The 21,922-nt window shown below is 72.3% G+C and carries 24 protein-coding genes; 8 read left to right on the forward strand and 16 right to left on the reverse strand.

Annotated features, from left to right (window positions below; all coding sequences use genetic code 11):
* Positions 1-26: 26 nt before the first annotated feature.
* Both ACLJOU_RS10630 and ACLJOU_RS10635 read right to left on the reverse strand, forming a co-directional pair.
* Positions 27-788 carry a thymidine kinase gene (locus ACLJOU_RS10630; protein WP_285991785.1) on the reverse strand — a complete coding sequence of 254 codons (762 nt, stop codon included), beginning with the start codon at positions 786-788 and terminating at the stop codon, positions 27-29.
* Positions 789-809: 21 nt separating this feature from the next.
* Positions 810-2,210: an MFS transporter gene (locus tag ACLJOU_RS10635; protein ID WP_410565843.1), complete on the reverse strand. Its 1,401-nt coding sequence runs from the start codon at positions 2,208-2,210 to the stop codon at positions 810-812.
* Positions 2,211-2,455: 245 nt separating this feature from the next.
* On the opposite strand from ACLJOU_RS10635, the gene ACLJOU_RS10640 reads away from it, so the two are divergent.
* Positions 2,456-3,121 carry a transglycosylase family protein gene (locus ACLJOU_RS10640; protein ID WP_410565846.1) on the forward strand — a complete coding sequence of 222 codons (666 nt, stop codon included), beginning with the start codon at positions 2,456-2,458 and terminating at the stop codon, positions 3,119-3,121.
* A gap of 4 nt (positions 3,122-3,125) precedes the next feature.
* On the opposite strand, the gene ACLJOU_RS10645 is transcribed toward ACLJOU_RS10640, so the two are convergent.
* A complete protein-coding gene (locus tag ACLJOU_RS10645; RefSeq protein WP_410565849.1) occupies positions 3,126-3,917 on the reverse strand; it encodes a glycerophosphodiester phosphodiesterase in 792 nt (263 codons plus the stop codon).
* A 66-nt stretch (positions 3,918-3,983) separates the two neighbouring features.
* On the opposite strand from ACLJOU_RS10645, the gene ACLJOU_RS10650 reads away from it, so the two are divergent.
* On the forward strand, positions 3,984-4,355 hold the full coding sequence (locus tag ACLJOU_RS10650) for a hypothetical protein (protein WP_410565852.1): 372 nt from the start codon (positions 3,984-3,986) through the stop codon (positions 4,353-4,355).
* 137 nt (positions 4,356-4,492) lie between these two features.
* On the opposite strand, the gene ACLJOU_RS10655 is transcribed toward ACLJOU_RS10650, so the two are convergent.
* The 5 genes from ACLJOU_RS10655 to ACLJOU_RS10675 form a co-directional block, all read right to left on the reverse strand.
* Positions 4,493-5,473 (reverse strand): tyrosine-type recombinase/integrase, encoded by a 981-nt coding sequence (locus tag ACLJOU_RS10655; protein ID WP_410565854.1) that lies wholly within the window; start codon positions 5,471-5,473, stop codon positions 4,493-4,495.
* Positions 5,474-6,028: 555 nt separating this feature from the next.
* Positions 6,029-6,469: an SRPBCC family protein gene (locus ACLJOU_RS10660; protein ID WP_410565857.1), complete on the reverse strand. Its 441-nt coding sequence runs from the start codon at positions 6,467-6,469 to the stop codon at positions 6,029-6,031.
* 2 nt (positions 6,470-6,471) lie between these two features.
* Positions 6,472-6,828: an ArsR/SmtB family transcription factor gene (locus ACLJOU_RS10665; RefSeq protein WP_410565859.1), complete on the reverse strand. Its 357-nt coding sequence runs from the start codon at positions 6,826-6,828 to the stop codon at positions 6,472-6,474.
* A complete protein-coding gene (locus ACLJOU_RS10670) occupies positions 6,825-7,271 on the reverse strand; it encodes an SRPBCC domain-containing protein (protein ID WP_410565862.1) in 447 nt (148 codons plus the stop codon). The genes ACLJOU_RS10665 and ACLJOU_RS10670 overlap by 4 nt, the downstream gene beginning before the upstream one ends.
* A gap of 32 nt (positions 7,272-7,303) precedes the next feature.
* Positions 7,304-7,819 (reverse strand): GNAT family N-acetyltransferase, encoded by a 516-nt coding sequence (locus ACLJOU_RS10675; protein WP_410565864.1) that lies wholly within the window; start codon positions 7,817-7,819, stop codon positions 7,304-7,306.
* Between the two features lie 43 nt (positions 7,820-7,862).
* Here ACLJOU_RS10675 and ACLJOU_RS10680 point away from each other — a divergent pair, with 43 nt between their 5' ends.
* On the forward strand, positions 7,863-8,426 hold the full coding sequence (locus ACLJOU_RS10680; RefSeq protein WP_410565867.1) for a cupin domain-containing protein: 564 nt from the start codon (positions 7,863-7,865) through the stop codon (positions 8,424-8,426).
* On the opposite strand, the gene ACLJOU_RS10685 is transcribed toward ACLJOU_RS10680, so the two are convergent.
* Positions 8,410-9,021 carry a TetR/AcrR family transcriptional regulator gene (locus tag ACLJOU_RS10685; RefSeq protein ID WP_410565870.1) on the reverse strand — a complete coding sequence of 204 codons (612 nt, stop codon included), beginning with the start codon at positions 9,019-9,021 and terminating at the stop codon, positions 8,410-8,412. The two genes, ACLJOU_RS10680 and ACLJOU_RS10685, sit on opposite strands and share 17 nt — an antisense overlap.
* 22 nt (positions 9,022-9,043) lie before the next feature.
* On the opposite strand from ACLJOU_RS10685, the gene ACLJOU_RS10690 reads away from it, so the two are divergent.
* From ACLJOU_RS10690 to ACLJOU_RS10700, 3 genes are read left to right on the forward strand one after another with little or no spacing between them, the layout of a single operon-like run.
* Positions 9,044-9,499: an SRPBCC family protein gene (locus ACLJOU_RS10690; RefSeq protein WP_410565873.1), complete on the forward strand. Its 456-nt coding sequence runs from the start codon at positions 9,044-9,046 to the stop codon at positions 9,497-9,499.
* A gap of 33 nt (positions 9,500-9,532) precedes the next feature.
* Positions 9,533-10,138 carry a TetR/AcrR family transcriptional regulator gene (locus tag ACLJOU_RS10695; RefSeq protein ID WP_410565876.1) on the forward strand — a complete coding sequence of 202 codons (606 nt, stop codon included), beginning with the start codon at positions 9,533-9,535 and terminating at the stop codon, positions 10,136-10,138.
* On the forward strand, positions 10,122-11,753 hold the full coding sequence (locus ACLJOU_RS10700) for an acyl-CoA dehydrogenase family protein (protein ID WP_410565879.1): 1,632 nt from the start codon (positions 10,122-10,124) through the stop codon (positions 11,751-11,753). The genes ACLJOU_RS10695 and ACLJOU_RS10700 overlap by 17 nt, the downstream gene beginning before the upstream one ends.
* Here the strand turns inward: ACLJOU_RS10700 and ACLJOU_RS10705 are convergent.
* Together ACLJOU_RS10705 and ACLJOU_RS10710 are read right to left on the reverse strand one after the other, a co-directional pair.
* The gene (locus ACLJOU_RS10705; RefSeq protein WP_410565882.1) at positions 11,750-12,244 is read right to left on the reverse strand and encodes a pyridoxamine 5'-phosphate oxidase family protein; all 495 of its coding nucleotides are present in this window, start codon (positions 12,242-12,244) and stop codon (positions 11,750-11,752) included. The two genes, ACLJOU_RS10700 and ACLJOU_RS10705, sit on opposite strands and share 4 nt — an antisense overlap.
* A gap of 81 nt (positions 12,245-12,325) precedes the next feature.
* Positions 12,326-12,859, reverse strand: coding sequence for a TetR/AcrR family transcriptional regulator (locus ACLJOU_RS10710; protein WP_410565885.1), 534 nt, complete (start codon positions 12,857-12,859; stop codon positions 12,326-12,328).
* Positions 12,860-12,936: 77 nt separating this feature from the next.
* Between ACLJOU_RS10710 and ACLJOU_RS10715 the strand changes: the two genes are divergently transcribed.
* Entirely contained in the window at positions 12,937-14,148 is a 1,212-nt protein-coding gene (locus ACLJOU_RS10715; protein ID WP_410565888.1) for an FAD-dependent monooxygenase, read from the forward strand.
* A gap of 348 nt (positions 14,149-14,496) precedes the next feature.
* On the opposite strand, the gene ACLJOU_RS10720 is transcribed toward ACLJOU_RS10715, so the two are convergent.
* The 4 genes from ACLJOU_RS10720 to ACLJOU_RS10735 are packed head-to-tail and all read right to left on the reverse strand — an operon-like array spanning position 14,497 to position 19,842.
* Positions 14,497-15,579 carry an SWIM zinc finger family protein gene (locus ACLJOU_RS10720; protein ID WP_410565891.1) on the reverse strand — a complete coding sequence of 361 codons (1,083 nt, stop codon included), beginning with the start codon at positions 15,577-15,579 and terminating at the stop codon, positions 14,497-14,499.
* A complete protein-coding gene (locus ACLJOU_RS10725; RefSeq protein WP_410565894.1) occupies positions 15,576-18,077 on the reverse strand; it encodes a DEAD/DEAH box helicase in 2,502 nt (833 codons plus the stop codon). The genes ACLJOU_RS10720 and ACLJOU_RS10725 overlap by 4 nt, the downstream gene beginning before the upstream one ends.
* A gap of 44 nt (positions 18,078-18,121) precedes the next feature.
* Positions 18,122-18,904, reverse strand: coding sequence for an ABC transporter permease (locus ACLJOU_RS10730; protein WP_410565897.1), 783 nt, complete (start codon positions 18,902-18,904; stop codon positions 18,122-18,124).
* Positions 18,901-19,842, reverse strand: a complete 942-nt coding sequence (locus ACLJOU_RS10735) for an ATP-binding cassette domain-containing protein (RefSeq protein WP_410566690.1) — start codon at positions 19,840-19,842, stop codon at positions 18,901-18,903. The genes ACLJOU_RS10730 and ACLJOU_RS10735 overlap by 4 nt, the downstream gene beginning before the upstream one ends.
* 78 nt (positions 19,843-19,920) lie before the next feature.
* Here ACLJOU_RS10735 and ACLJOU_RS10740 point away from each other — a divergent pair, with 78 nt between their 5' ends.
* Positions 19,921-20,697 (forward strand): TetR/AcrR family transcriptional regulator, encoded by a 777-nt coding sequence (locus ACLJOU_RS10740; protein WP_410565900.1) that lies wholly within the window; start codon positions 19,921-19,923, stop codon positions 20,695-20,697.
* Here the strand turns inward: ACLJOU_RS10740 and ACLJOU_RS10745 are convergent.
* Positions 20,680-21,855 carry a cytochrome P450 family protein gene (locus ACLJOU_RS10745; RefSeq protein ID WP_410565903.1) on the reverse strand — a complete coding sequence of 392 codons (1,176 nt, stop codon included), beginning with the start codon at positions 21,853-21,855 and terminating at the stop codon, positions 20,680-20,682. The two genes, ACLJOU_RS10740 and ACLJOU_RS10745, sit on opposite strands and share 18 nt — an antisense overlap.
* Between the last annotated feature and the right edge of the window lie 67 nt (positions 21,856-21,922).

A 21,922-nucleotide genomic window follows, 5' to 3' on the forward strand; every position in this document is an offset into this window, starting at 1 on the left:
CCCCGGATGGGCTACTCGCGTCTCGCTCAGGTCAACCGTAACTGACCGTGATGAGCGGTAACCGGCCCCAAGTCACCCGATCGAAAGTGGCGGCGGCACAATACCTGATAACGCACGGTAGCGAATTCGGCCTCAAAACGTGCTGAAGCTGAAGTTTCAACTACGGATTGTTCGGTATCTGCCACCACGACGGTGTCACCCTCGCGCACCACTTCGCCGTCCACCACCCGCGCGTTGAACCGCCCGGGCAGCCCGCACCAGCACAACACCTCCACCTGAACCGGCTGCAGCTCGTCCGCCAGTTCGAACAGACGAGCGGCCCCCGGGAACAACCGGCTCCGGAAGTCCGTCGCGATCCCGAAGCAGTACACGTCGATCTCCACCTCGTCGGCCAGTTCCGCCAGCTGGTCGACCTGACCGGGGGAGAGGAACTGCGCCTCGTCCACCACCACGTAGTCCACATGCCGGCCCTGCGCCCACTCCTGCCGCACCAGATCACGCACGTCGGTGTCCTCACCGACCTCCACCGCCTGCCGCGTCAGCCCGATCCGGCTCGAGATCTGCGGCGCGCCCGACCGGTCGTGGCGCACCAGCACCAACCCCCGCCGGCCCTGCCGCGCGTGGTTGTGGTCGATCTGCAGCGCCAGGGTCGACTTCCCGCAGTCCATCGGCCCGTAGCAGAACTTCAGCCTGCCCACCGGCGGCGTCCCGCGGCGCGAACCGGCCGCGGGAACCGACGACAGGGCATCGGTGGGATCAGGGCCGGCGGCGTCGTTGAGCAAGGTCACGACGCCCGACCCTATCGGTGGCTACAGAACCTCCGGCGGGGTGTTGCCCGCCGCCACGATCGCCCGCCGCACCGGCACCAGCCACACCAGCACCAACCCGGCCGCGAAGAACACCACCAGCGCCACGATGGCCAGCCGGAACGACCCCGTCGCCTGCCCCACCCCCGCGAACACCAGCGGCCCCAGCCACGACGTCCCGCGCTCGCCCACGACGTAGAGCGAGTAGTACTGCGCGTCCTTGCCCGCCGGGATCATCTGGCTGAACAGCGACCGCGACAGCGCGTTCGTCCCGCCCAGCACCAGCCCGATCCCCACCGCCACCGCCAGGAACTGCCCCAGCTGCTTCGGCTGCACGAAATACGCCCCGGCCAGCACGATGACCCACACCACCAGGCTCCCCAGGATCGTCCGCTTCGCCCCCGCCCGCCGCGCCACCAGCCCGTGCAGCGTCCCACCCAGGTACGCCACGAACTGGATCACCAGGATCGTGACGATCAACACCTCGTTGCCGAACCCCAGCTCGTCCTTGCCGTACTGCGCCGACACCGTCACCACCGTGTTGATCCCGTCGGTGAAGACCAGGTAGCTGCCCAGGAACGCCAGCGTCAACGGGAACGCCTTCGCCGCCACCAGCGTCTGCCGCAGCTCCGTGAACCCCGCCCGCAGCACCGAACGCCCCGGCGCGACCTCGACCGGCGTGTGCCGGCGGGGGAGCGCCCGCACCGCCGGGAACGTGAACGCCGCCCACCACAACCCCGAGGTCAGGAAGCAGATCTGCACCGCCATGCCCTGACTCACCCCGAACGCGTCGTGCCCGAGGTAGAACCCCAGCTGCAACGCCAGCGCCAGCCCGCCACCCAGGTACCCGAACGCCCAGCCCTTCGCCGAAATGCCGTCCCGCTCGTCCGGCCCCCCGATGTCGACCAGGAACGAGTAGTAGACGACCAGCGAACCCCCGTACCCGATGTTCGCCACGATGAACAGCGCCGCACCCAGCTGCCAGTCCGACCCCGTCAGGAAGAACATCGCCGCCGCGGCCGCCGCACCCAGGAACGCGAACCCGCCCAGGATCCGCCGCTTGTTGCGGCTGCGGTCGGCCACCGCACCCGCGATCGGCAGCACCAGCACCTGCACCACCGTCGCCACCGACAGCAGGTACCCCCACACCGAACCGGCCGGGAACTGCAGCCCGAACAACGTCACGTCGCAGTGGTGCAACGTGTCCGCCCCACCCGCCGCGTCCAGGCACGCACGGTCCCCGTTAAGGGTGATGTTCGCCTTCGCGTCCGCGGCCGCGATCGAGCTCATCGACAACGCACCGAACACCGTCGTCGTCGACGAATAGAACGGCGAATTCGCCCAGTCGTAGAAGTACCAGCCCCAGCGCTCGCGCCTGGTCGAGCGCGTCCCGGCCAGCGTCATCCACGGCTCCTTCACCTCGGGAACTTCCAGGTCAGCGCGGAGACTACGGGCACACCGCCAGCCCGGTGACCCCACCACCGAAACCGTGTCCGGTTTGTCGCTTCGCGCTCGTCCACCGGCCTCCCCGGCCCACCCCATCCACCCCGGCACGACGGTCGCGGACCTGCGTGAACGGTGTTACCCATGAGACTGGAGCGCCGATCGTGTCTGTTGTGACCAATGGGACACGCTCCTACTGTGCACCCATGACCCGAAACCGCCGACGCACCGTGGCGAGGCTGCTCCTCGCCCTCGCCGCCACGGGTCTGCCGCTGATCGCCCCCACCGCCGCCGCCGCGGACCCCGCGTCCAGCGCCTGGGCCAAGCTCCGCATGTGCGAATCCAGCGACCGCTACGCCACCAACACCGGCAACGGCTACTACGGCGCCTACCAGTTCGACCTGCCCACCTGGCGCAGCGTCGGCGGACAAGGCCGCCCCGACCAGGCCGCACCCGCCGAACAGGACTACCGCGCCCTCTACCTCTACCGCATGCGCGGCTGGCAGCCCTGGCAGTGCGCCGGCATGCTCAAACTCACCGCCGACGCCGACGCCCGCAGCAAACGCGTCCCCACCTACACCGAATCCGCCTACATCGGCGGGGGAGGGCGGCCCGCCCCGGCACCCGCCGCCGGCGGCGCCAAACCCGCCTGGCCCGGCGTCGTCTACCGCTACGGCGACTGCGCCGACCCCCTCAAGACCTTCCAGCTCCGCATGAACGCCTTCGGCTACGGCTTCACCGGCACCGGCTGCTACCTCGACAAAACCCGCACCGCCGTCCTCGACCTCCAACGCGCCAACGGCATCAAGGACAGCGGCCTCCTCGGCCCCAAGACCTGGGACGCCGCCTGGACCGGCAAACCACCCCGCTGACCCCTCACGGCTCCTGCGACTGCCGCCACGCACCCCGCTCGATCAGCACCTCACGCAGCAGATCCGGCCGGTCCGTCACAATCCCGTGCACCCCCAGGTCCAGCAGCATCCGCATCTCCGCCGGATCATCGATCGTCCACGTGTGCACCTCGATGCCCGAGCGCCCCGCCATCGCCAGGAACGCCTTGTCCACCACCCGCAACGCCCCCTGCCGCACCGGCACTTGCGCCATCGCCCCCAGCACCAGCCGGCCCAGGGGGAGCAGCGGCAGCTTCCCCCGCACCCACAACGCGAACGCCGACCGCGGCCCCATCGCCGTCACCAGCCGCGGCCCCGCCAGCTTCCGCAACCGCACCAGCCGCGCATCCGAAAACGCCGCCCCCGCCACCCGGTCGAACGCCTTCGTCCGCTCCAGCACCTCCACGAACGGCTCCACCGCCCGATCGGCCTTCACGTCCACGTTGAACCGCGCATCCGGCAGCTCCTCGAGGACGTCCTCCAGCCGCGACAACGGCGCCTTCCCACCCACCTTCACGTTCTTCAGCTGCGCCCACGTCTGCGCCGCGATCGGCCCCGAACCGTCCGTCGTCCGATCCAGGTTCGGGTCGTGGTGGACCACCACCACCCCGTCCGCCGTCGCGTGCACATCCGTCTCGAGGTACCGGTACCCCTCCGCGCACGCCCGCCGGAACGCCGGCAGCGAATTCTCCAACCCCTCGAGCTCACCGAGGTGCCACCCCCGGTGCGCGAACGCACGGGGGACCGGATCGGCCAGATACGGAAACGACGCCTGCATCCCCCAAGTGTGCCCTTCCGCCATGACCCCGGCATGAGCAAACGGTGGCCAGCTAGGGTCTCCCGGGTGAGGGAAGCCGCCGAACTGACCCAGCTCGAACCCACCCCCGCCCGCCGCGGCGCCCCGAAGCACTGCGGCTGGTGCGGCCGCCGCCTCCCCGAAGCCGGCAACGTCGGCCGCCGCCGCCGCTACTGCGGCCAATCCTGCCGCCAACGCGCCTACGAACGCCGCACCGCCCTCCAGCGCAGCGGCCTCCCCGAGGACGCCGTCGTGCTCTCCGACACCGAGATCGCCGCCCTCCAAGACCGCCTCTTCCAGCTCCGGTGCGCCGCCGAAGACATCGTCACCGCCGCCGACGACGGCGCCGACCCCCGCGAACTCCGCGGACTCGCCGACGAGATCGCCCGCGCCGCCAAGGACCTCGAACAACTCCGCTGACCACCCGCACGGGCTGAACGAACCATCCCGGCCACGCCACCGGCCCTGAACGCACCGTTTCGTTCATTGGCCAGCCGCCCCGGACGTACCGGTCCGTACACGAGGCAAGCCGCGGAGCGACTTCGCGGCCGCCTACCTCAGCCCAGCCCGTCCAACGCCCGGTACGTCCGGTTGCTCGCCGCCGCCGCCCGCTGCTCCCGCCCCGTCGCCTCGATGTAGTTCTGGCTCGTCGCCAGGCTCGCGTGCCCCAGCAACGCCATGATCTCCGACGCCGTCGCCCCGTCCTCCGCCAACCGCGTCGCGAACGTGTGCCGCAACGCGTGCAGATTCGCCCCCACCGGCACCCGGTCGTGCAACCCCGCACCCCGGTAACACGACTTCACCAGGTACTCCAGCGCACCCCGCCCGATCGGCTCACCCGCCCGATCCAGCAGCAACGGCGAACCGGGGGAGAACCGCACGTTCGGGAACCGCACCCGGCACGACTCCCGGTACCGCTCGATCAGCTCCGCCAGCACCGGCTGCACCGGGATCGACCGGTCCCGGCTGCCCTTGCCCTTCACGTGCAACCGCAGCTCACCCGCCCGCCCCACCAGCGACCGCGACGTCAGCGCCCGCATCTCCGCCGCCCGCAACCCCGCCACCAGCCCCAGCGCGATCACCAGCACGTCCCGCTCCGGCCACGGATCCCGCGCGCGCCGCGACCCCGCGGCCGCCGCCGAGAGCAGCTGCTCCGGGGTTTCCTCGCCCCGCAACGGTTTCGGCGTCAACGCCGGCGTCCGCGGCCGCGCCACCGCACCCATCGGGTTGCCGGACAGCAGCCCGTCCGCCACGCAGAACGTCAGGAACTGGTTCCACGTCGACCACGCCCGCAGCACCGAGCTCTTCGCGTGCCCGTCCGCGAACGCCCCGAACGCCGCCCGCAGCGCCGGGCCGGTCAGGTCGGCGACCTCCAGCTCCTCGGCGGGGCGGCCGAGCTCGGAAACCAGGAGAGTGGTGATGCCGGCGAGATCCCGGCGGTAGGCGTCGGTGGTGTGCGGGGAGTCCTTGCGGGGACGGCGGGCAGCGAAGAAGGCTTGCTGGGCCTCGGAAACCTTCATGTGGATCTTGTACCGCACACCACCGACAGTTTCCGCGCCCGGGCCCGCACCCGGCATTTCATGCATAACCGCAATTATGCATGAAATGCCGGGGTAACCCGGGATCTTCCCCTTGGGGGACACGGTTCTCTCCGGAGGCCCCTTCGAGCCCTCCGGGCCGCCGTCATGCTCCGGCAGGGAGCGATGCGTACACATGTTCGACGTCGGCGGTCGGTCGAGACCCAGGGATGGCCGGAGCTCACGGCGCGATATGACGTGCGACGAACGCGCTGCACACCATCCTGAGCCGTTCGACCCCGTCGAGTTTCGTCACCGTGACGTTTTGAGGTCGGGTGACCGGACCTCGAGTCGACGGCTCTCAGGGGATGCTCTCGGCTCCCTGACACCCGATCTCGACCCCAGAGAGCTTGGGTCGCCCGTCGAAACCCGCACAGGGGCCGTCCTGGCGAAGCGGGCGCTCTCGCGAACCGAGTGTGGCCCAACCCTCGGTTCTGCGCCCCTCTCGGCTCGTCGTCCAGAACGTCACCAAATGCCGATAATGTACATTATGTCAAGTAACGTCAGTGTGTAACGTCAGTGCCAGTCGCTGATCTGCACGTCCCGCGGGCTCGGGGCGCCCTCCCCGGTCTCCACGAGCTGCTTGAGGCTCAGCAGGTAGCTCGCCCACTTCGTGCTGCAGTGGTGCATGAACTCGCCCGCCTCGCGCCAGCCTTCGTGCTTGAACAGGACGATCGTGTAGTCGTCGCGCTGCTCGAGGTCCCAGCGGATGGTCGTGCCGATCCATTCGGGTGGTCCGTCGACGACCTCCCAGCGGACGAGCCTGCCCGGGTCGAGTTCGAGGACCTTCATGTCGAAGCCGCCCGGGATGAAGCGGAACCCGATGACGCCGCCGATGCCGGTCTCCCCTTCGGTCTTCTCGGTCCACCAGCCGGCGAGGCCGTCGATCGTGGTGAGTGCGGTGTAGACGTTGTCCGGCGTGGCGTTGTGGACGCCGATGCGGTGCAGGATGTCCATTTCTACTGGTTCCTTTCGGTGGTTTTCTCGATGGTTTTCTCGATGGTTTCGGCGATGCGCTTGATGCGGCGGAGCCGGGCGTCCCACGTGTTGCCGACGTCGGTGAGCTGGGCGACGGCGCGCGCGAGCTGGGCTTCGTCGACGCGGAACTGTTTTTCGCGGCCGGCGTTGTGGGCGTGGACGAGGCCGGCGCGGTCGAGGACGGTGAGGTGTTTGGCGACGGCTTGGCGGGTGACCGGGAGGTGTTCGCTGAGGCTGGTCGCGGTGCCGCTCCCCTGTTCGAGCAGCAGGTCGAGCAGGCGGCGGCGGGTGGGGTCGCCGACGGCGGACCAGAGGTCGTCGTCCACGGCGGTGCTCACGGGGTGGCTCCGACCTGGGGGGCGTAGGTCTGCAGGCGGGGCAGGAAGTGGTCCCAGCCGGTTTCGTGGTCGGCGTGTTCGGCGGCGGTCTTGGCTTCGTCCCAGCCGCGTTCGCGGAAGCCGGTTTCGGTCATCCGGAGGCGGGTGCCGGTGCCGTCGGGTTCGAGTTCGAAGACGACGAGGAAGGAGTTGCCGGGTGCGGCGGTTTCGCCTTCGGCGTGGGTCCAGCGGAAGGAGAAGTGCTTGGGCGGGATGGCGTCGACGACGGTGAACTGGACCCAGGAGCCGCCGAAGGCGATGCGGCCCGCTCCCCCGGGTTCGACGGGGTAGTCGGCTTCGTCGGGCCACCATTCGCGGAGGTGTTCGGGGCTGCTGACGACGTCGAAGACGACGTCGGGGCGGGCGTCGATGTGGAGTTCGCGTTCGATGGTGCCGTGGTCCATGCGGGGCTCCTTGTGCAACGTTCGGTTGCGTGTCACGTTAGCTCGGCGGGAGCCGATGTGCAACCTTCGGTTGCGCCGAGGTCTTTCTGGACCCAGGCGACGTCGTGCCAGGCGCCGTGTTTCCAGCCGACCCGGCGGTAGACGCCGGCGGGCGCGAACCCGAGGGCGCGGTGGAGCCCGGCGCTGGCGTCGTTGGGCAGGGTCATGCCGGCGAAGGCGCGGCAGAACCCGCGGGTGCGCAGCCGGTCGAACAGGGTCTCGTAGAGGGCGCGTCCGGCGCCGGTGCGGCGGCGGCCTTGTTCGAGGTAGATGCTCGTCTCGCAGGACCAGCGGTAGGCGGCGCGTTCGGCGAAGCGGGTGGCGTAGGCGTAGCCGGCGATGTGGCCGTGGTCTTCGAGGACGAACCAGGCGTGGGCGCCGGCGATGCGGCGGGCCATTTCGGTCGGGTCGGGTGGTTCGGTCTCGAAGGAGATGACGGTGTCGGTGACGTAGGGCGCGTAGAGGGCCGCGCAGGCGGCGGCGTCCTGGGTGGTGGCGGCTCGAATCATGGCTCATATGGTAGCCGTGATGACTCGTATAGTATCCAACGTCATGACCGATCCGCTGACTGCTCGCCTGGCCGCCGCCGTGCACACCGCCCGCGCGGCACGAGGTCTCTCGGCCGCCGCGCTCGCCGAGGCCTCCGGGGTGTCGCGGGCGATGATCGGCAAGATCGAGCGGGGTGACGTCCAGCCGACGGCGGCGTTGCTGGCGAAGCTGTCGGCGGCGCTGGGCCTGACGTTGTCGGAGTTGATCGCGCGCGCCGAAGGCGACGAGCGGCGGTTGGTGCGGGCGGCGGAGCAGCCGGTGTGGACGGATCCGGAGACGGGCTACCGGCGGCGGTCGGTCTCCCCCGCGGCCGGGCGTCCGCTCGAGCTGGTGGAGGTGGAGTTGCCGCCGGGGGTGGAGGTGCCGCTGGTGGCGGGGACGTACGCGTTCCTGCACCAGCAGATCTGGGTGCTGGCCGGGCACCTGCGGTTCCACGAAGGGGCGCAGGTGCACGAGCTGGCCACCGGCGACTGCCTGCAGCTGGGGCCGGCCGCGGACTGCGTGTTCGTCAACCCGGGGTCGGTGCCGTGCCGGTACCTGGTGGCGCTGGTCAAGCGCGCAGGTTGAGGGCGGCGATCGAGGAGTCGAGCCAGGCGGCGAGAAACCGGTCGGGCGCGAGGTCGCCGGGGGTGTGTCCGATGAGGACGTCGAGGATCGGGTAGTAGGTCAGGGCGGCGACGAGGACGGCGGCGGTGGCTTCGGGGTCGCGGACCGCGGCTCTCCCCTGGTCGCGCAGGGTGGTGATCCATTCGGTGCCGCGGCGGTAGACGGTGGCCACGACGCCCTGCCACATCTGTTCGAACAGTGCGGGGAAGCCGGTGAATTCGCGGATCATCAGGCGGATGAGGTCGCGGTCGGCGGCCATGAAGGCCCAGACGACGTCGGCGAGGACGCGCAGTGCTTCGCGGGGGTCGTCGGGGAGCTGGGTGTCGGCGGTGTCGGCGGTGCGGGTGGTCAGTCGCGCGAGGTTGTCGTGCACCGCGGCCTCCAGGAGCGCGGCTTTGGACGGGAAGTGCTTGTAGAGGGCGCCGCTGCCGGGGTGCAGGCCGCAGGCGGTCTGGATGTCGGCGACGGAGGTGGCGTCGTAGCCGCGGGTGGCGAAGAGGTGGACGGCTTCGTCGAGGATGCGACGGCGGGTGACGCCGGGGGTTGTCCGAGCCATAGTGAGAAACTACTCTCTTTCTATGGTGGATGTGACGGTGGAAGTGACCGTGTCGTGTACTCCGGAGGCCTTCCTGGCCCTGGTCATGGATCCGCGGCGGTACGCGGAGGTCGATCGCAAGCTGGGGCGGATCGACTGGGTCCGCTCCGCCGGGGAGGTCACCGAGTTCCGGTTCCGCTCCCGGCTGCCCGGGCTCGGGCCGGGCCCGAAGATTGTCTCCCGGATGACGCTGACGCCGGGCCGCCGGGTCGACGTGCGGCTGCCCGACCGGCCGGAAAACCGCCTGGCGCGCCGGTTGTGCTCGTTCGAGGCGTCTTTCGAGTGCGCCCCGGTGGCGGGCGGGATCCGGGTGCGGCGGCGGATCGCGTTCGGGTTCGCCGCTCCTCTGCGCCTGCTCGCCGAGCCCGTCCTGAGGCGGAACCTGCGAGCGGACGTCGAGCGGGAGGTTCGAGGCGCGAGGCAGCTGCTGGAGCGTTGACTGAAGCAATGAATCAGTGCTTCACTTCTTGACGTGCCCTACCGCCGCACCCCGAAAGTGCAGGAACGCCTCGACGCCCAACGGGAGACGATCGTCGCCGCGGCCACGCGCCAGCTGGCCGAACACGGCTACGGCGGCTGTTCGGTCGCCGCCGTCGCCGAACGCGCCGGGGTGGCCGTCGGGAGCGTGTACCGCCACTTCCCCACCAAGGCCGAGCTGGTCGTGCACGTCTTCCGGCAGGTCGTGACCCGGGAGGTCGAGGCGGTCCGGGTCGCGGCGGCCGCGGCCGGCGACCCCGCCGACCGGGTCCTGGCGGCCGTCGACACCTTCGCCCAGCGCGCCCTGAAGGCGCCGAAGCAGGCCTACGCGCTGCTGGCCGAGCCGGTCGACGCGCTCATCGACGCCGAGCGGCTCGAGTTCCGGCGGGCCTACACCGAGGTCATCGCCGAGCACGTCGCCGCCGGCGTGCGGGACGGCGTCCTGCCGCCGCAGGACGGCCGGCTGACGGCCGCCGCGCTCGTCGGCGCCGCCGCCGAAGTCCTGATCGGACCATTGACCAGCGGGAACGCCGGTGACGTCGCCGAGCTCCGCACGTTCATCCTTCGCGCTCTTGGAGGTTCCGATGCCCGCCACGCATGAGGTCACCAACCAGGTTCCGCCGCTGGCGGGCCACGACGTCGCCGACGACCCGGCGCTGCTGGCCGGGCTCGAGCGGGCCGGCGCCGGCTGGGCGGCCGAGGAGTTGCACGAGCTGGGCCGGCTGGCCGGGTCCGAGCAGGCGCAGGAGTGGGGCCGGCTGGTCAACGAGAACGAGCCGGTGCTGCGCACGCACGACCGGTACGGTCACCGGGTCGACGAGGTCGAGTTCCACCCGTACTGGCACGAGCTGATGACGGTCGCGACGGCGCACGGGCTGCACGGCACGCCGTGGCGGGACCCGCGCGAGGGGGCGCACGCCGCGCGTGCGGCGAAGTTCTACGTCTGGGGCCAGGTCGAGGCCGGGCACAGCTGCCCGATCTCGATGACCTACGCGGCGGTTCCGGCGTTGCGCGCGAATCCGGAGCTGGCGGCGCGCTACGAGCCGCTGCTGGCGACGACCGAGTACGACTTCGGGTTGCGCGAGCCCAGCACCAAGCGCGGTTTGCTCGCGGGCATGTCGATGACGGAGAAGCAGGGTGGCTCCGACGTCCGGGCGAACACGACGACCGCGACCCCGGTTGCGTCAGCGTCGGACGGCAGTTACACCCTGGTCGGGCACAAGTGGTTCACCTCGGCGCCGATGTGCGACGTGTTCCTGACGCTGGCGCAGGCGCCGGGCGGGCTGTCGTGCTTCCTGCTCCCCCGGGTCCTGCCGGACGGCTCGCGCAACCGGATCCTGCTGCAGCGGCTGAAGGACAAGCTGGGCAACCGGTCGAACGCCTCGTCCGAGATCGAGTACGACGGCGCGGTGGGCTGGCTGGTCGGCGAGGAGGGCCGCGGGGTCCGCACGATCATCGAGATGGTGAACAACACCCGGCTGGACTGCACGCTGGGCAGCGCGTCGGGGATGCGGCTGGGTGCGGTCCGGGCGGTGCACCACGCCACCCACCGGCGCGCGTTCGGCAAGGCACTGGCCGACCAGCCGCTGATGACCAACGTGCTGGCCGACCTGGTGCTCGAGTCGGAGGCGGCGACGACGGTGGCGATGCGGCTGGCCGCGGCGGGCGACCGCCGGGACGACGAGCAGGAGCAGGCGTTCCGGCGGCTGGGGCTGGCGGTGTCGAAGTACTGGGTGTGCAAGCGGGCGCCGGTGCACGCGGCCGAGGCCTTGGAGTGCTTCGGCGGCAACGGGTACGTCGAGGAGTCCGGGATGCCGCGGCTGTACCGCGAGGCGCCGCTGTCCTCGATCTGGGAGGGCTCGGGCAACGTCGCCGCGCTGGACGCGCTGCGTGCGATGGGCCGGCAGCCGGAGTCGGTCGTGGCGTTCTTCGCCGAGGTCGAGCGGGCCGCCGGCGGCGACACGCGGCTGGACGACGCCGTGGACCGCGTCCGCAAGGAGCTCACGGACCTCGACGGCATCGAGTACCGGGCGCGGCGGCTGGTGGAGGCGATGGCGCTGGTCCTGCAGGGCTCGCTGCTGGTCCGCCACGGCCACCCGGCGGTCGCCGACGCGTTCTGCGCCTCCCGCTTCGGCGGCGACTGGGGGGTGGCGTTCGGGACGCTCCCGGCCGGCGTCGACACGGGAGCGATCATCGAGCGCGCCGCGGTGCGTTAGCCGAGGCGCTCGGCGCGCTGCCGGGCCAGTTCCTCGACCGCGCTGGGCAGGGTGGTTTCGAAGTCGATCAGCTTCGCCCAGGTCGGGGTGACGACGATCCGGACCATGCCGTCGTAGAGGGAGCGCACTTCGCGTTCCCATTCGACGCGTTGCTCGGGCGTCATCTCGTAGGTGCCGTTCATCCGCAGGTACTCCTCGGGGATGCCGTCGACGACGTCGAGTTCGGCGCGGCCGCGGATGAGCAGGATCTTGGGCGGGTGCACCTCGGTGTCGATGGTCAGCGCGACCGCCGGGTTGGCGCGCAGCGACGGCAGCTTCGGGGAGTTCTTCGCGGTGCACAGGACGATCTGCGAGCCGTTCCAGGTGAAGGCGATCGGGATGCTGCGCGGGGTGCCGTCCTTGGCGACGTAGGCCAGCCGGGTCAGGTCGCGGGCGAGCAGTTCGCGGCTGAGCGGGCGGTCGAGGACTTCGGCGATCTCGTGCTGCTGCATGGTGGTCTCCTGCTCCGGGCGGGTCGCTGTCGTCCGGGGACGGAGCCGCCGGCGCGTTCTCGACACGCGCCGCGGAGGTTTTCAGCGGCCGAGCGCGCCGAGGGCGCCGGCGACCGCGGCGGCCCTGAGGTCGTCGACGGGCGCGTCGGGGAACTGCATGCAGACGTCCTGCAGGCCGCCCAGCGCCAGGATGGCCCTGGCCTGCTGTTGCAGCGTCGGCGACGGCCCGCAGATCAGCTGGGTGAGCCGGGTCCGCCAGCCCAGGACGCGGTCGATGAGCCCGAGGTCGGCCAGGGTGGGCATCTCGGCCAGCAGCATGACGACGTCGGCGCGGTGGCGGTAGTTGAAGTCGAAGAAGCCTTCGATCAGCTCGCGCACCGGTGCGTCGCCGCGGGCTTCCTGTTCGAGGAGGAAGTTCTCGCCGTCGTCGAGCAACGGCTGGACGATGCTGCGGACCAGGTCGTCGCGGGACGGGAAGTGGTAGTAGAGCGCGGGTTTGGTGATGCCGAGCCGGTCGGCGATGTCCTGCAGGCTGGTGCGCTGCACTCCCTGGGTGGCGAACAGGGCGCGGGCGACGTCGAGGATGCGCTGCTTGGTTTCCGACGGTTTCGGCACCGGCCCAGCATAACTGACTTAACCTTAGGTAAGGAGACGTGGTACAACTTACCTACCGTTAAGTCAGGGAGGTACTCATGCGGATCCTCGTCTCCGGCGCCAGCATCGCCGGGCCGGTGCTGGCGTACTGGCTCACCCGGCACGGCTTCGACGTCACCGTGGTCGAGCGTGCACCGGCGCTGCGCAAGACCGGTGGCCACGCCGTCGACCTCTTCCGGCCGGCCATGGACATCACCGAACGGATGGGCGTGCTGCCCCGCGTCGAGGCCGTGGCCACCGGCACCACCCGGATGACGCTGCACCGCGAAGGCGCCCGCCGTCCCCTGCGCGTGGACCTGGCGAAGGTCTTCCAGGCCACCTCCGACCGACACGTCGAGGTCATGCGCGACGACCTGTCCGAGATCTACTACGACGCCGGCCGCGACGACGTCGAGTACCTCTTCGGCGACTCGATCACCGCCCTGTCCCCCGACGGCGAAGTCACCTTCGAACACGCCCGGCCGCGCCGGTTCGACGTCGTCGTCGGCGCCGACGGGCTGCACTCGAACGTCCGGCGGCTGGTGTTCGGCGAAGAAGCCGGGCTGACGACGTTCATCGGCGCGTACCTGGCCGTGCTGTCCCTGCCGGACACCCTCGGCCTCGACGGGGAAGCCGTCACCCACCTCGGCCCCGGCCGCACCGCCTCCCTCTACAGCGCCCGCCACCTCGACGACGCGCGCGCGGTGTTCCTGTTCCGCCGCGCGGAGCCGCTGGACTACCACCACCGGGACGTGCCCCGGCAGCAGCAACTGCTCCGGGCAGCGTTCTCCGGGATGCATCCGCAGGTCGACGGCTGGCTGGCCGGGCTGGACGGCCCGGGCCCGTTCTACTTCGACTCGATCACCCAGCTGCGGCTGGACACGTGGTCCCGCGGCCGCGTGACGCTCGTCGGCGACGCCGGCTACTGCCCAGGCCCCGCCGTCGGCGGCAGCACGAGCCTCGCCGTGCTCGGCGCCTACGTCCTGGCCGGCGAGCTGGCCGCGGCCGGCGGCGACCACGAGCGCGCCTTCGCCGCCTACGAACGGGAAATGGGCGAGCTGGTGCGTTCCAGCCGCGCCTTCGCCATCGGCGCGGCCCGGACCCTGATCCCGGACTCCCGCGCCGGGGTGTGGGCGCTGGCCCGCGGCGGGCAGCTGGTCTCGGCGCTGCCGGCCGGCCTGACGCGGGCGATCGCGAAGCTCGACAGCGGCGGCGTCCGCATGCACGACTCGATGCACGTCAAGGACTACGCGGTGACGACCGCGGCCTGACGCTGGAGGGGACCGCCGTGGTGACGGCCCCCTCCAGCTTCCGACAGCGGGTATTAGGTCACCGGCGGAAACCGGGCGGGCGCGCGGGAAGGACCCCCGCGCGCCCGCACCCCCAGTGGCCCGGCGGAACCCGCCGTCGGGGGACAGGAGACAACGAGTACCGCGCTGGATACCGGGAAAAGAGGCGGATTTCCCCCAGCGGCGCTGGCTGCGGACGCCGGTCACCGCCCGCGGTGGCGGGTCGCGGAGATACGGGCGGCGAAAGCGCGAGGCGCACTTCGCGAGCCGCGGCGGTCGGGCGGGTTGACCCCCGCATCCTCTCGAGGAGCATCGCCACCGGCGGCCGAATCAGCCCACTAGCAGCCCCGGGTCGCGCTCCGGTGCGCCCGCCGGCCACCACTGCTCCCCCTCCAGCCGGTACGGGTGCCACCGGCCGCGGCGGTCCAAACGCAGCTGCACCGCACCCACCGTGCAGTGGTTGCGCTCGAACACCGGCTCCTCCTCGACGTCCGCGAGCGCCGCCCGCGCCGCGCCGACCACCGCTTTCGGCGGTGTCCAGGACGATTCCAGCACCTCCAGCCCGTCCACTCCGCCGTAGCGCCACGCCGCGACCGCGCGCGCGTAGCCCTCGCCCAGGCGCTCGGCCGCCGCCGGGAATTCCGCGGCCAGGCGGACCGCGTCGTGACGCCGTCCCGGCCACGGCCGGCCCGCCAGCAACGCCCGCGCCTGCCCGGCCGCGTTCGCCGCCAGCAGCGCGAACGTCTCGGCCGGCACCCGGGGCGCCGCCGCGATCGACGGGGCGCCCGACGGGTGGAAGCCCGCCAGGTCCGGCACCTCACCCGGGACCCGGTCCGCGGCCGGCTCCGCCACCGGGGCCGGCGCGGTGCGGCTCTCCAGCTCCGCGCGGATCTCCCGCTCCCCCTTGCCGCGCAGCAGCAGCACCAGGAACGGGTCCGCGTCCAGCAGCCACGACGCCTGGAACGACAACGCCGCCGCGTGGCGGCACGGCAGTTCCCAGCCCGGGCAGTCGCACTCGGGGTCCAGGTCGGCGATCCCCGGCAGCAGGTCGACGCCGGTCGTCTCGGCCAGGTCCGGTGGCAGGTCGCGGTCCAGCAGCGCCGCCAGGTGCCCGGCGCGGGCGGCGACCCGGTCGAGCAACCGCGTCCAGTCCGCTTCCGCGAGCTCCGCCAGCCGCAGCTGTGTCCGGTACGGGCCGCCGTCGGCGTCCTCGACCACCGCCGCGATCCGGCCCGCGCTGACCGTGATCGGGCCGACCAGCCCGGCCGCCGCGTACTTGCGGCCCTTCTTCAGCTGACGCAGGTCCAGCGCGGTGTCCTCCATCGCGCGCACCCACGCCCGGCCCCACCACGAGCGGGCCAGGCGCGCGCCCGGACCGAACGCGGGGAACCCGCGCACCCGGTCGTCGCTCATCCGCGGCTCCTCAGTTCGACGAGCTCGGCCAGCTCGGTGTCCGACAGTTCCGTCAACGCGGCCTCGCCGCCGGCCAGCACGGCCTCGGCCAGCGCCCGCTTCTCCCGCAGCATCGCCGCGATGCGGTCCTCGACCGTCCCCTCGGTCACCAGCCGGTGCACCTGGACCGGCCGGGTCTGCCCGATCCGGTACGCCCGGTCGGTCGCCTGGTCCTCCACCGCCGGGTTCCACCAGCGGTCGAAGTGCACGACGTGGTCGGCGCGGGTGAGGTTCAGCCCGGTGCCCGCCGCCTTCAGCGACAGCAGGAACACCGGGACCTCGCCGGCCTGGAAGCGGGCGACCAGCTCCTCACGCCGCGCCACCGGGGTGCCGCCGTGCAGCAGCTGCGTCGCGATCCCGCGATCGGCCAGGTGCTTCTCCAGCAGCCGCGCCATGACGACGTACTGGGTGAACACCAGCACCGCGCCGCCCTCGGCGAGGATGGTGTCCAGCAGCTCGTCGAGCAGCTCCACCTTGCCCGACCGGCCGCCCGGCTCCTTCAGGTACTGGGCCGGGTGGTTGCAGATCTGCTTGAGCGCGGTCAGCAGCTTCACGATCCGGCCGCGCCGCGCCATCCCGTCGCTCGCGGCGATGTCGGCCATCATCTCCCGCACGACCGCCTCGTAGAGCGCCACCTGGTCCGCACTCAACGCCACCGGCCGGTCGGTCTCGGTCTTCGCCGGCAGCTCCGGCGCGATCCCCGGGTCGGACTTGCGGCGCCGGAGCAGGAACGGCCGCAGCAACCGCGCCAGCCGCTCCGCCGCGGCCGCGTCACCCGCCTCGATCGGCCTCGCCCAGCGCGTCCGGAACTCGCTCGGCGAGCCCAGCAGACCGGGCGCGGTCCAGTCGAGGATCGCCCACAGCTCCGCCAGGGTGTTCTCCACCGGCGTCCCGGTCAACGCCACCCGCGCCGCCGCCGGCACCAGCCGCAGCGCCTTCGCCGTGCCCGAGCGGTGGTTCTTGACGTGCTGGGCCTCGTCGGCCACCAGCAGGTCCCACCGCACCGCGGCCAACGGCGCCGGATCGGTGCGCAGCGTGCCGTAGGTGGTCAGCACGAAGCCGTCGAGGTCCTCGAGCGACCGGGCACTGCCGTGGAAGCGCCGCACCGGCACCCCGGGGGCGAACCGGCGGATCTCCCGTTCCCAGTTGCCCAGCAGCGACGCCGGGCACACCACCAGCGTCGGCCCCGAACCGCGGTGCAGGTGCAGCGCGATCAAGGTGACCGTCTTGCCCAGGCCCATGTCGTCGGCCAGGCACCCGCCCAGACCGAGGCCGGTCACCGTGGCCAGCCACTGCAGCCCGCGCAGCTGGTAGGCCCGCAGAGACGCGGCCAGTCCCGGCGGCGGCGCCTGCGGTTGCGGCGGCTCGGACAGCCGTTCCCGCAGCCGCGCCAGCCAGCCGTCGGTGACGACCTCGACCACTTCACCCTCGACCTCGGTGGTCCCCGACAGCACCGCGCCGAGCGCGTCGACCGGCGTCAGCGGCTTGAGCGCCCGGTCACGGGCCTTCGCCGCCAGCGCCGGATCGACCAGCACCCACTGCTCGCGCAGCCGCACCACCGGGCGGCGGGTCTCGGCGAGCGCGTCCAGCTCCGCCTCGGTCAGCACCGCATCGCCCAGCGCCAGCTGCCAGTCGAACGCCAGCGCCCGCCCGCCGCCGAAGAACGACGGCAGGTCCCCCGGGGCGTCCCCGGCCCGCACGACCGCCCGCGCGGTCAGCGACCCCGCCAGCTCGGCCGGCCAGTGCACGTCGATCCCGGCCGCCGCCAGCCGCGGTGCCGCGGACGCGACCAGCTCGGTGACGTCGTCCTCGCCGAGGTCCAGCTCCGCCGGCACCGCCGTGGTCAACAGCGGCCCCAGCGCGGGCCAGACCTGCGCACCGCGGCGCAGGGCGAGCAGGACGTCGATGCGCGCCCGCGGCCCGAACCGCCCGGTCGCCCACAGCTGCGCCGCGTCGGCGACCTGCCCGGGATCGGCCAGGCTGTGCACCTGGACCACGGCGCGGAACCGCCCGGCGGCGAACCCGTCCGGCGCGTGCACCCGCAGCGACACCCGGATCCCCGAATTCAGGCCCGCGGCCAGCTCGTCGGCCCAGCCACGCAGGGACTCCGCCCGCTGCGGTGCCACGGCGGCGAACAACCGCGTCCCGGCGGCCTTCGCCGCGGCCGGGGTGCGGGGCAGGGTGTCGGCGACGGCGTCGAGGAACGCCCGCAGCAGCGGCCCCGGCGCCCGCTCGTCCGGGGGCATCGCGGCCGCGAGGTCCCGCAGCCACGCCGCTTCGCCCGGGTCCAGCGGTCCGGCGCGCCAGGCGTCGTGCCCGGCCCCGGTGACCCCCGGCAGCAGCCGGCCGGCCGCGACCAGCCGCAGCGCGGCCCGCGCCGCCGTCGGCCAGAACCCCTCGGTCTCGCCCAGCAGTTCCGGCAGGGCCTCGACAACGGACAGCTCCCGGCCGTCGACCACCAGGCGGCCCGCCCGCGGTGGTTCGCCCGGTTCGAAGTGGACGTTCAGTTCCCCAGCCTCCTGTACCTGCGCGCCGACAACGGCACGAACACCGCCAGCAGCACCAGCGGCCACCCCACCGCCATCGCCACCGCGTGCGCACTCACCCAGGACGTCCCGGCCGCGCCCGGGTTGCCGAACAGCACCCGCGCCGCCGTCACCGTCGAGGACAACGGGTTCCACTCCGCCACGGTGCCCAGCCACGCCGGCATCGTCGAGGTCGCCACGAACGCGCTGGAGAGGAACCCGAACGGGAACTCACCCGTCTGCGCGAGCGTCACCATCGACGGGTCCGAGGTCAGCAGGCCCAGGTAGATCCCGGCCCAGACCAGCGCCGTCCGCAGCAGGAGCAGCAGGCCGAGCGCGGCGAGGGTCTCGCCCAGGCTGCCGTGCGGCCGCCAGCCGACGGCGAACCCGCAGCCCAGCAGCACCGCCAGCGCGAGCACCGCGTTCACCAGGTCCGCCGCCACCCGCCCGGTCAGCACCGCCGAGGGGGCCATCGGCAGCGACCGGAACCGGTCGGTGACACCCTTGGCGGCGTCGTCCAGCACCGCGCTCATCGTCCCCGACAGCCCGAACGCCATCGTCATCGCGAACATCCCCGGCATCAGGAACTCGCGGTAGGAGCCCCCGCCGGGCACGCTCATCCCGCCGCCGAGCAGGTAGGCGAAGATCAGCACCATCAGGATCGGGAACGCCACCACCGTGGCCAGCCGGGCCGGGCGCCGCGCCGAGTGCGCGAGGTACCGCCCGGTCAGCGTCCAGCCGTCTTCGACCGCCCACCTCATCGCGTCACCTCCGCCCGGCCGGTCAGCTGCAGGAAGACCTCGTCCAGCGTGGGGCGCCGCAGCGCCACGTCGGCGACCGCGAGCCCGGCCGCGCCCAGCTCGCGGACGACGTCGGTGAGCACGGAGGCCTCGCCCGGCGCGGCCGCGCTCACCCGCAGCTCGTCGGTGACCGGCTCGGCCCCGGTGACCCGGGCCAGCAGCCCCGCCGCCGCGCCGACGGTGTCGGGATCGGTGAGGACCAGCTCGATCCGGGTCGCCCCGAGCGAGTCCTTCAGTTCCGCCGGGGTGCCTTCGGCGATCACCCGGCCGTGCTCGACCAGGGAGATGCGGTCGGCCAGCCGGTCGGCTTCCTCCAGGTACTGGGTGGTGAGCAGCACCGTCGTCCCGTCCGCGACCAGCGACCGCACCGCCCGCCAGACCTCCGTGCGGCTGCGCGGGTCCAGCCCGGTCGTCGGCTCGTCCAGGAACAGCACCCGCGGGGCCGCCAGCAGCGACGCGGCCAGGTCGAGGCGCCGCCGCATCCCGCCCGAGTAGGCCGACACCGGCTTCGCGCCGGTGCCGGCGAGGCCGAACCGCTCGAGCAGGTCGTCGGCCCGGCGGGCGGCCTCCCGGCGGCCCAGGTGGTGCAGCCGGCCGAAGAGGATCAGGTTCTGCCGTCCGGACAGGATTTCGTCGACGGCGGCCTGCTGGCCCACCAGCCCGATCGCCGAGCGCACTTTCGCCGGTTCGGTGGCGACGTCGAACCCGGCGACCCGGGCGACGCCGCCGTCGTGGCGCAGCAGCGTCGAGAGCACGCGGACCGCCGTCGTCTTGCCCGCGCCGTTGGGTCCCAGCAGGCCGCACAGGGTGCCGGCCGGGACGGAGAGAGCGAACCCCTCGAGGGCGTGCGCGTCGCCGTAGCGCTTGCGAAGTCCCTCGGCGTGGATCTGCGGAGTCATCAAGCCCCTAACTCTGTACAGTGTACGAAGAACAGGCTAGCACAACTCTGTACGTCGTACGGAGAACAGGGGTACAGAATGACCGGCGTGCGCACGCAGGAGAACGGCGACGGCGACCCGCGGCGGGCGATCGAGCTGCTCTGGGGCGTCTCGGCGCCCCCGCGCCGCGGCCCGAAACCCAAGCTCGCCACCGCCGACGTCGTGCGCGCGGCCGTGGCGCTCGCCGACGCCGAGGGGATCGAGGCCGTCACCATCCGCCGGGTCGCCGAACAGCTCGGCGTCTCCCCCATGTCCCTCTACACCTACGTCCCGGGCCGGGCCGAGCTGCTGGACCTGATGACCGACCACGCCCACGGCGAGCTGGGCGACCCGGGAGAAGGACTCCACTGGCGGGCCGCGCTGACCGCCGTCGCCGAAGAGCAGTGGGCACTGCTGCACCGCCACCCCTGGCTGCTGGAGATCACCACCAGCCGACCGGCCCTGGGTCCCCACAGCTTCGCCAAGTACGAGACCGAGCTGCGCGCGGTCGAGGGCATCGGCCTCGACGACGTCGAAATGGACGCCGCGGTCAGCCTCGTCACCGGCCTGGTCCGCACCACCGCCCGCAGCTCGCTCGACAACGCCCGCCTGGTCCGCGCCACCGGGCTGACCGACGCCCAGTGGTGGGAGCGCGCCTGGCCGGTGCTGGCCGGCATCCCGGCCGCCGACCCGGCGCGCTACCCGATCTCATCCCGGGTGGGCCAGGCTGCCGGTGAAGCGCACAACGCCGCCGAGAACCCGGCCCACACCTTCCGCTTCGGTCTCGCCCGCGTCCTCGACGGGATCGAAGCGCTGATCTCAGAGCGCCAGCAGTAGCCGCGCCGGACGCCAGGTCCCGCCGTCGGGCGCCCGCGGGACGTCCTCGGTGAGCGCCAGGTCCGGGAAGCGCGCGAAAAGCGACGACAACGCCACTTCGGTCTGCACCCGCGAGATCGAGGCGCCCAGGCAGAAGTGCGGGCCGTGCGAGAAGCCCAGCTGCGGCGGCCCCGGCCGGGTGATGTCGAACCGGTCCGGGTGCTCGAACGCCCGCGGGTCGCGGTCGGCGGCCACCACCGCCGCCGTCACCCGCTCGCCCTTGCCGATCACCGCCCCGCCGATCTCGACGTCTTCGCGCGCGAACCGGGGCGTGGTCAGCAGCTGCGGGCTGCACCAGCGCATCAGCTCCTCGACCGCCCCCGGCCACTGCCCGGCGTCCGCGCGCAGCAGAGCCAGCTGGTCCGGGTGCCGCAGCAGCGCCTCGACGGCGTTGGCGATGAGGTTCACCGGCGTCTGCCCGCCCAGGACCAGGTGCCAGACGAGGGTGACCAGCTCGGTGTCGGTGAGCCGGTCACCGTCCTCGGCCTGGGCCCGCACCAGGTCGCCGATCAGGTCGTCGCCCGGCTCGGCCCGGCTGCGCGCCACCGCCTCCTTCGCGCCTTCGACGATCGCCGGGATCGCTTCGGCGAAATCCGGACCCAGCCCGCCGGCGACCGCGGCCCCGTAGCCGCGCCAGCGGGGCCGATCGGTCTCCGGGATGCCGACCAGCTCGCAGATGACGTCGATCGGCAGCGGCCGCGCGAAGTGCGGCACGAGGTCGACGACGCCGTTCTCGGCGTGCCGCGGCAGTTCGTCGAGCAGCCGCGCGGTGAGCGCCGCCAGCCGCGGCCGCAGCTGCGCGGCCCGCTTCGGCGTGAACGCCGGGGCCACCAGCCGCCGCAGCCGCAGGTGCTCCGGGCCGTCCTTCTCGGCCATCGTTTCCAGGTACTGCAGGCAGTGCTCGGGAACGCCCGGCGGGCGCAGGAAGCTGCCGGAGTTCACCTCGAACCGCGGATCGCCGAGCATCGCGCGCGCTTCGGCGTAGCGGGTCACGGCCCAGAACGGGCCGAAGCCGGGGATGACCAGCTTGGCCACCGCACTCACCTCGCGCGCCCGGTCGTAGGCGGCGAACGGGTCGGTCAGCACCGTCGGGTCGGTCAGATCGATCTCGGGGGTCATCCACCACTCCAGATGTTCAAATCCGATGTTCTTGTCATCTCAGTGGTCACGGTATCTTGACACCCGA

It is taken from the genome of Amycolatopsis sp. cmx-4-61 (assembly GCF_046548775.1).
GTDB lineage: Bacteria > Actinomycetota > Actinomycetes > Mycobacteriales > Pseudonocardiaceae > Amycolatopsis.

Bases quoted from the DNA above. Each gene is read 5' to 3' on its own strand.
- ACLJOU_RS10635 (WP_410565843.1), bottom strand. From the start codon at position 2,210: ATGACGCTGGCCGGGACGCGCTCGACCAGGCGCGAGCGCTGGGGCTGG.
- ACLJOU_RS10640 (WP_410565846.1), top strand. From the start codon at position 2,456: ATGACCCGAAACCGCCGACGCACCGTGGCGAGGCTGCTCCTCGCCCTC.
- ACLJOU_RS10645 (WP_410565849.1), bottom strand. From the start codon at position 3,917: ATGCAGGCGTCGTTTCCGTATCTGGCCGATCCGGTCCCCCGTGCGTTC.
- ACLJOU_RS10660 (WP_410565857.1), bottom strand. From the start codon at position 6,469: ATGGACATCCTGCACCGCATCGGCGTCCACAACGCCACGCCGGACAAC.
- ACLJOU_RS10670 (WP_410565862.1), bottom strand. From the start codon at position 7,271: ATGGACCACGGCACCATCGAACGCGAACTCCACATCGACGCCCGCCCC.
- ACLJOU_RS10675 (WP_410565864.1), bottom strand. From the start codon at position 7,819: ATGATTCGAGCCGCCACCACCCAGGACGCCGCCGCCTGCGCGGCCCTC.
- ACLJOU_RS10680 (WP_410565867.1), top strand. From the start codon at position 7,863: ATGACCGATCCGCTGACTGCTCGCCTGGCCGCCGCCGTGCACACCGCC.
- ACLJOU_RS10685 (WP_410565870.1), bottom strand. From the start codon at position 9,021: ATGGCTCGGACAACCCCCGGCGTCACCCGCCGTCGCATCCTCGACGAA.
- ACLJOU_RS10690 (WP_410565873.1), top strand. From the start codon at position 9,044: ATGGTGGATGTGACGGTGGAAGTGACCGTGTCGTGTACTCCGGAGGCC.
- ACLJOU_RS10700 (WP_410565879.1), top strand. From the start codon at position 10,122: ATGCCCGCCACGCATGAGGTCACCAACCAGGTTCCGCCGCTGGCGGGC.
- ACLJOU_RS10705 (WP_410565882.1), bottom strand. From the start codon at position 12,244: ATGCAGCAGCACGAGATCGCCGAAGTCCTCGACCGCCCGCTCAGCCGC.
- ACLJOU_RS10715 (WP_410565888.1), top strand. From the start codon at position 12,937: ATGCGGATCCTCGTCTCCGGCGCCAGCATCGCCGGGCCGGTGCTGGCG.
- ACLJOU_RS10720 (WP_410565891.1), bottom strand. From the start codon at position 15,579: ATGAGCGACGACCGGGTGCGCGGGTTCCCCGCGTTCGGTCCGGGCGCG.
- ACLJOU_RS10730 (WP_410565897.1), bottom strand. From the start codon at position 18,904: ATGAGGTGGGCGGTCGAAGACGGCTGGACGCTGACCGGGCGGTACCTC.
- ACLJOU_RS10735 (WP_410566690.1), bottom strand. From the start codon at position 19,842: ATGACTCCGCAGATCCACGCCGAGGGACTTCGCAAGCGCTACGGCGAC.
- ACLJOU_RS10740 (WP_410565900.1), top strand. From the start codon at position 19,921: ATGACCGGCGTGCGCACGCAGGAGAACGGCGACGGCGACCCGCGGCGG.
- ACLJOU_RS10745 (WP_410565903.1), bottom strand. From the start codon at position 21,855: ATGACCCCCGAGATCGATCTGACCGACCCGACGGTGCTGACCGACCCG.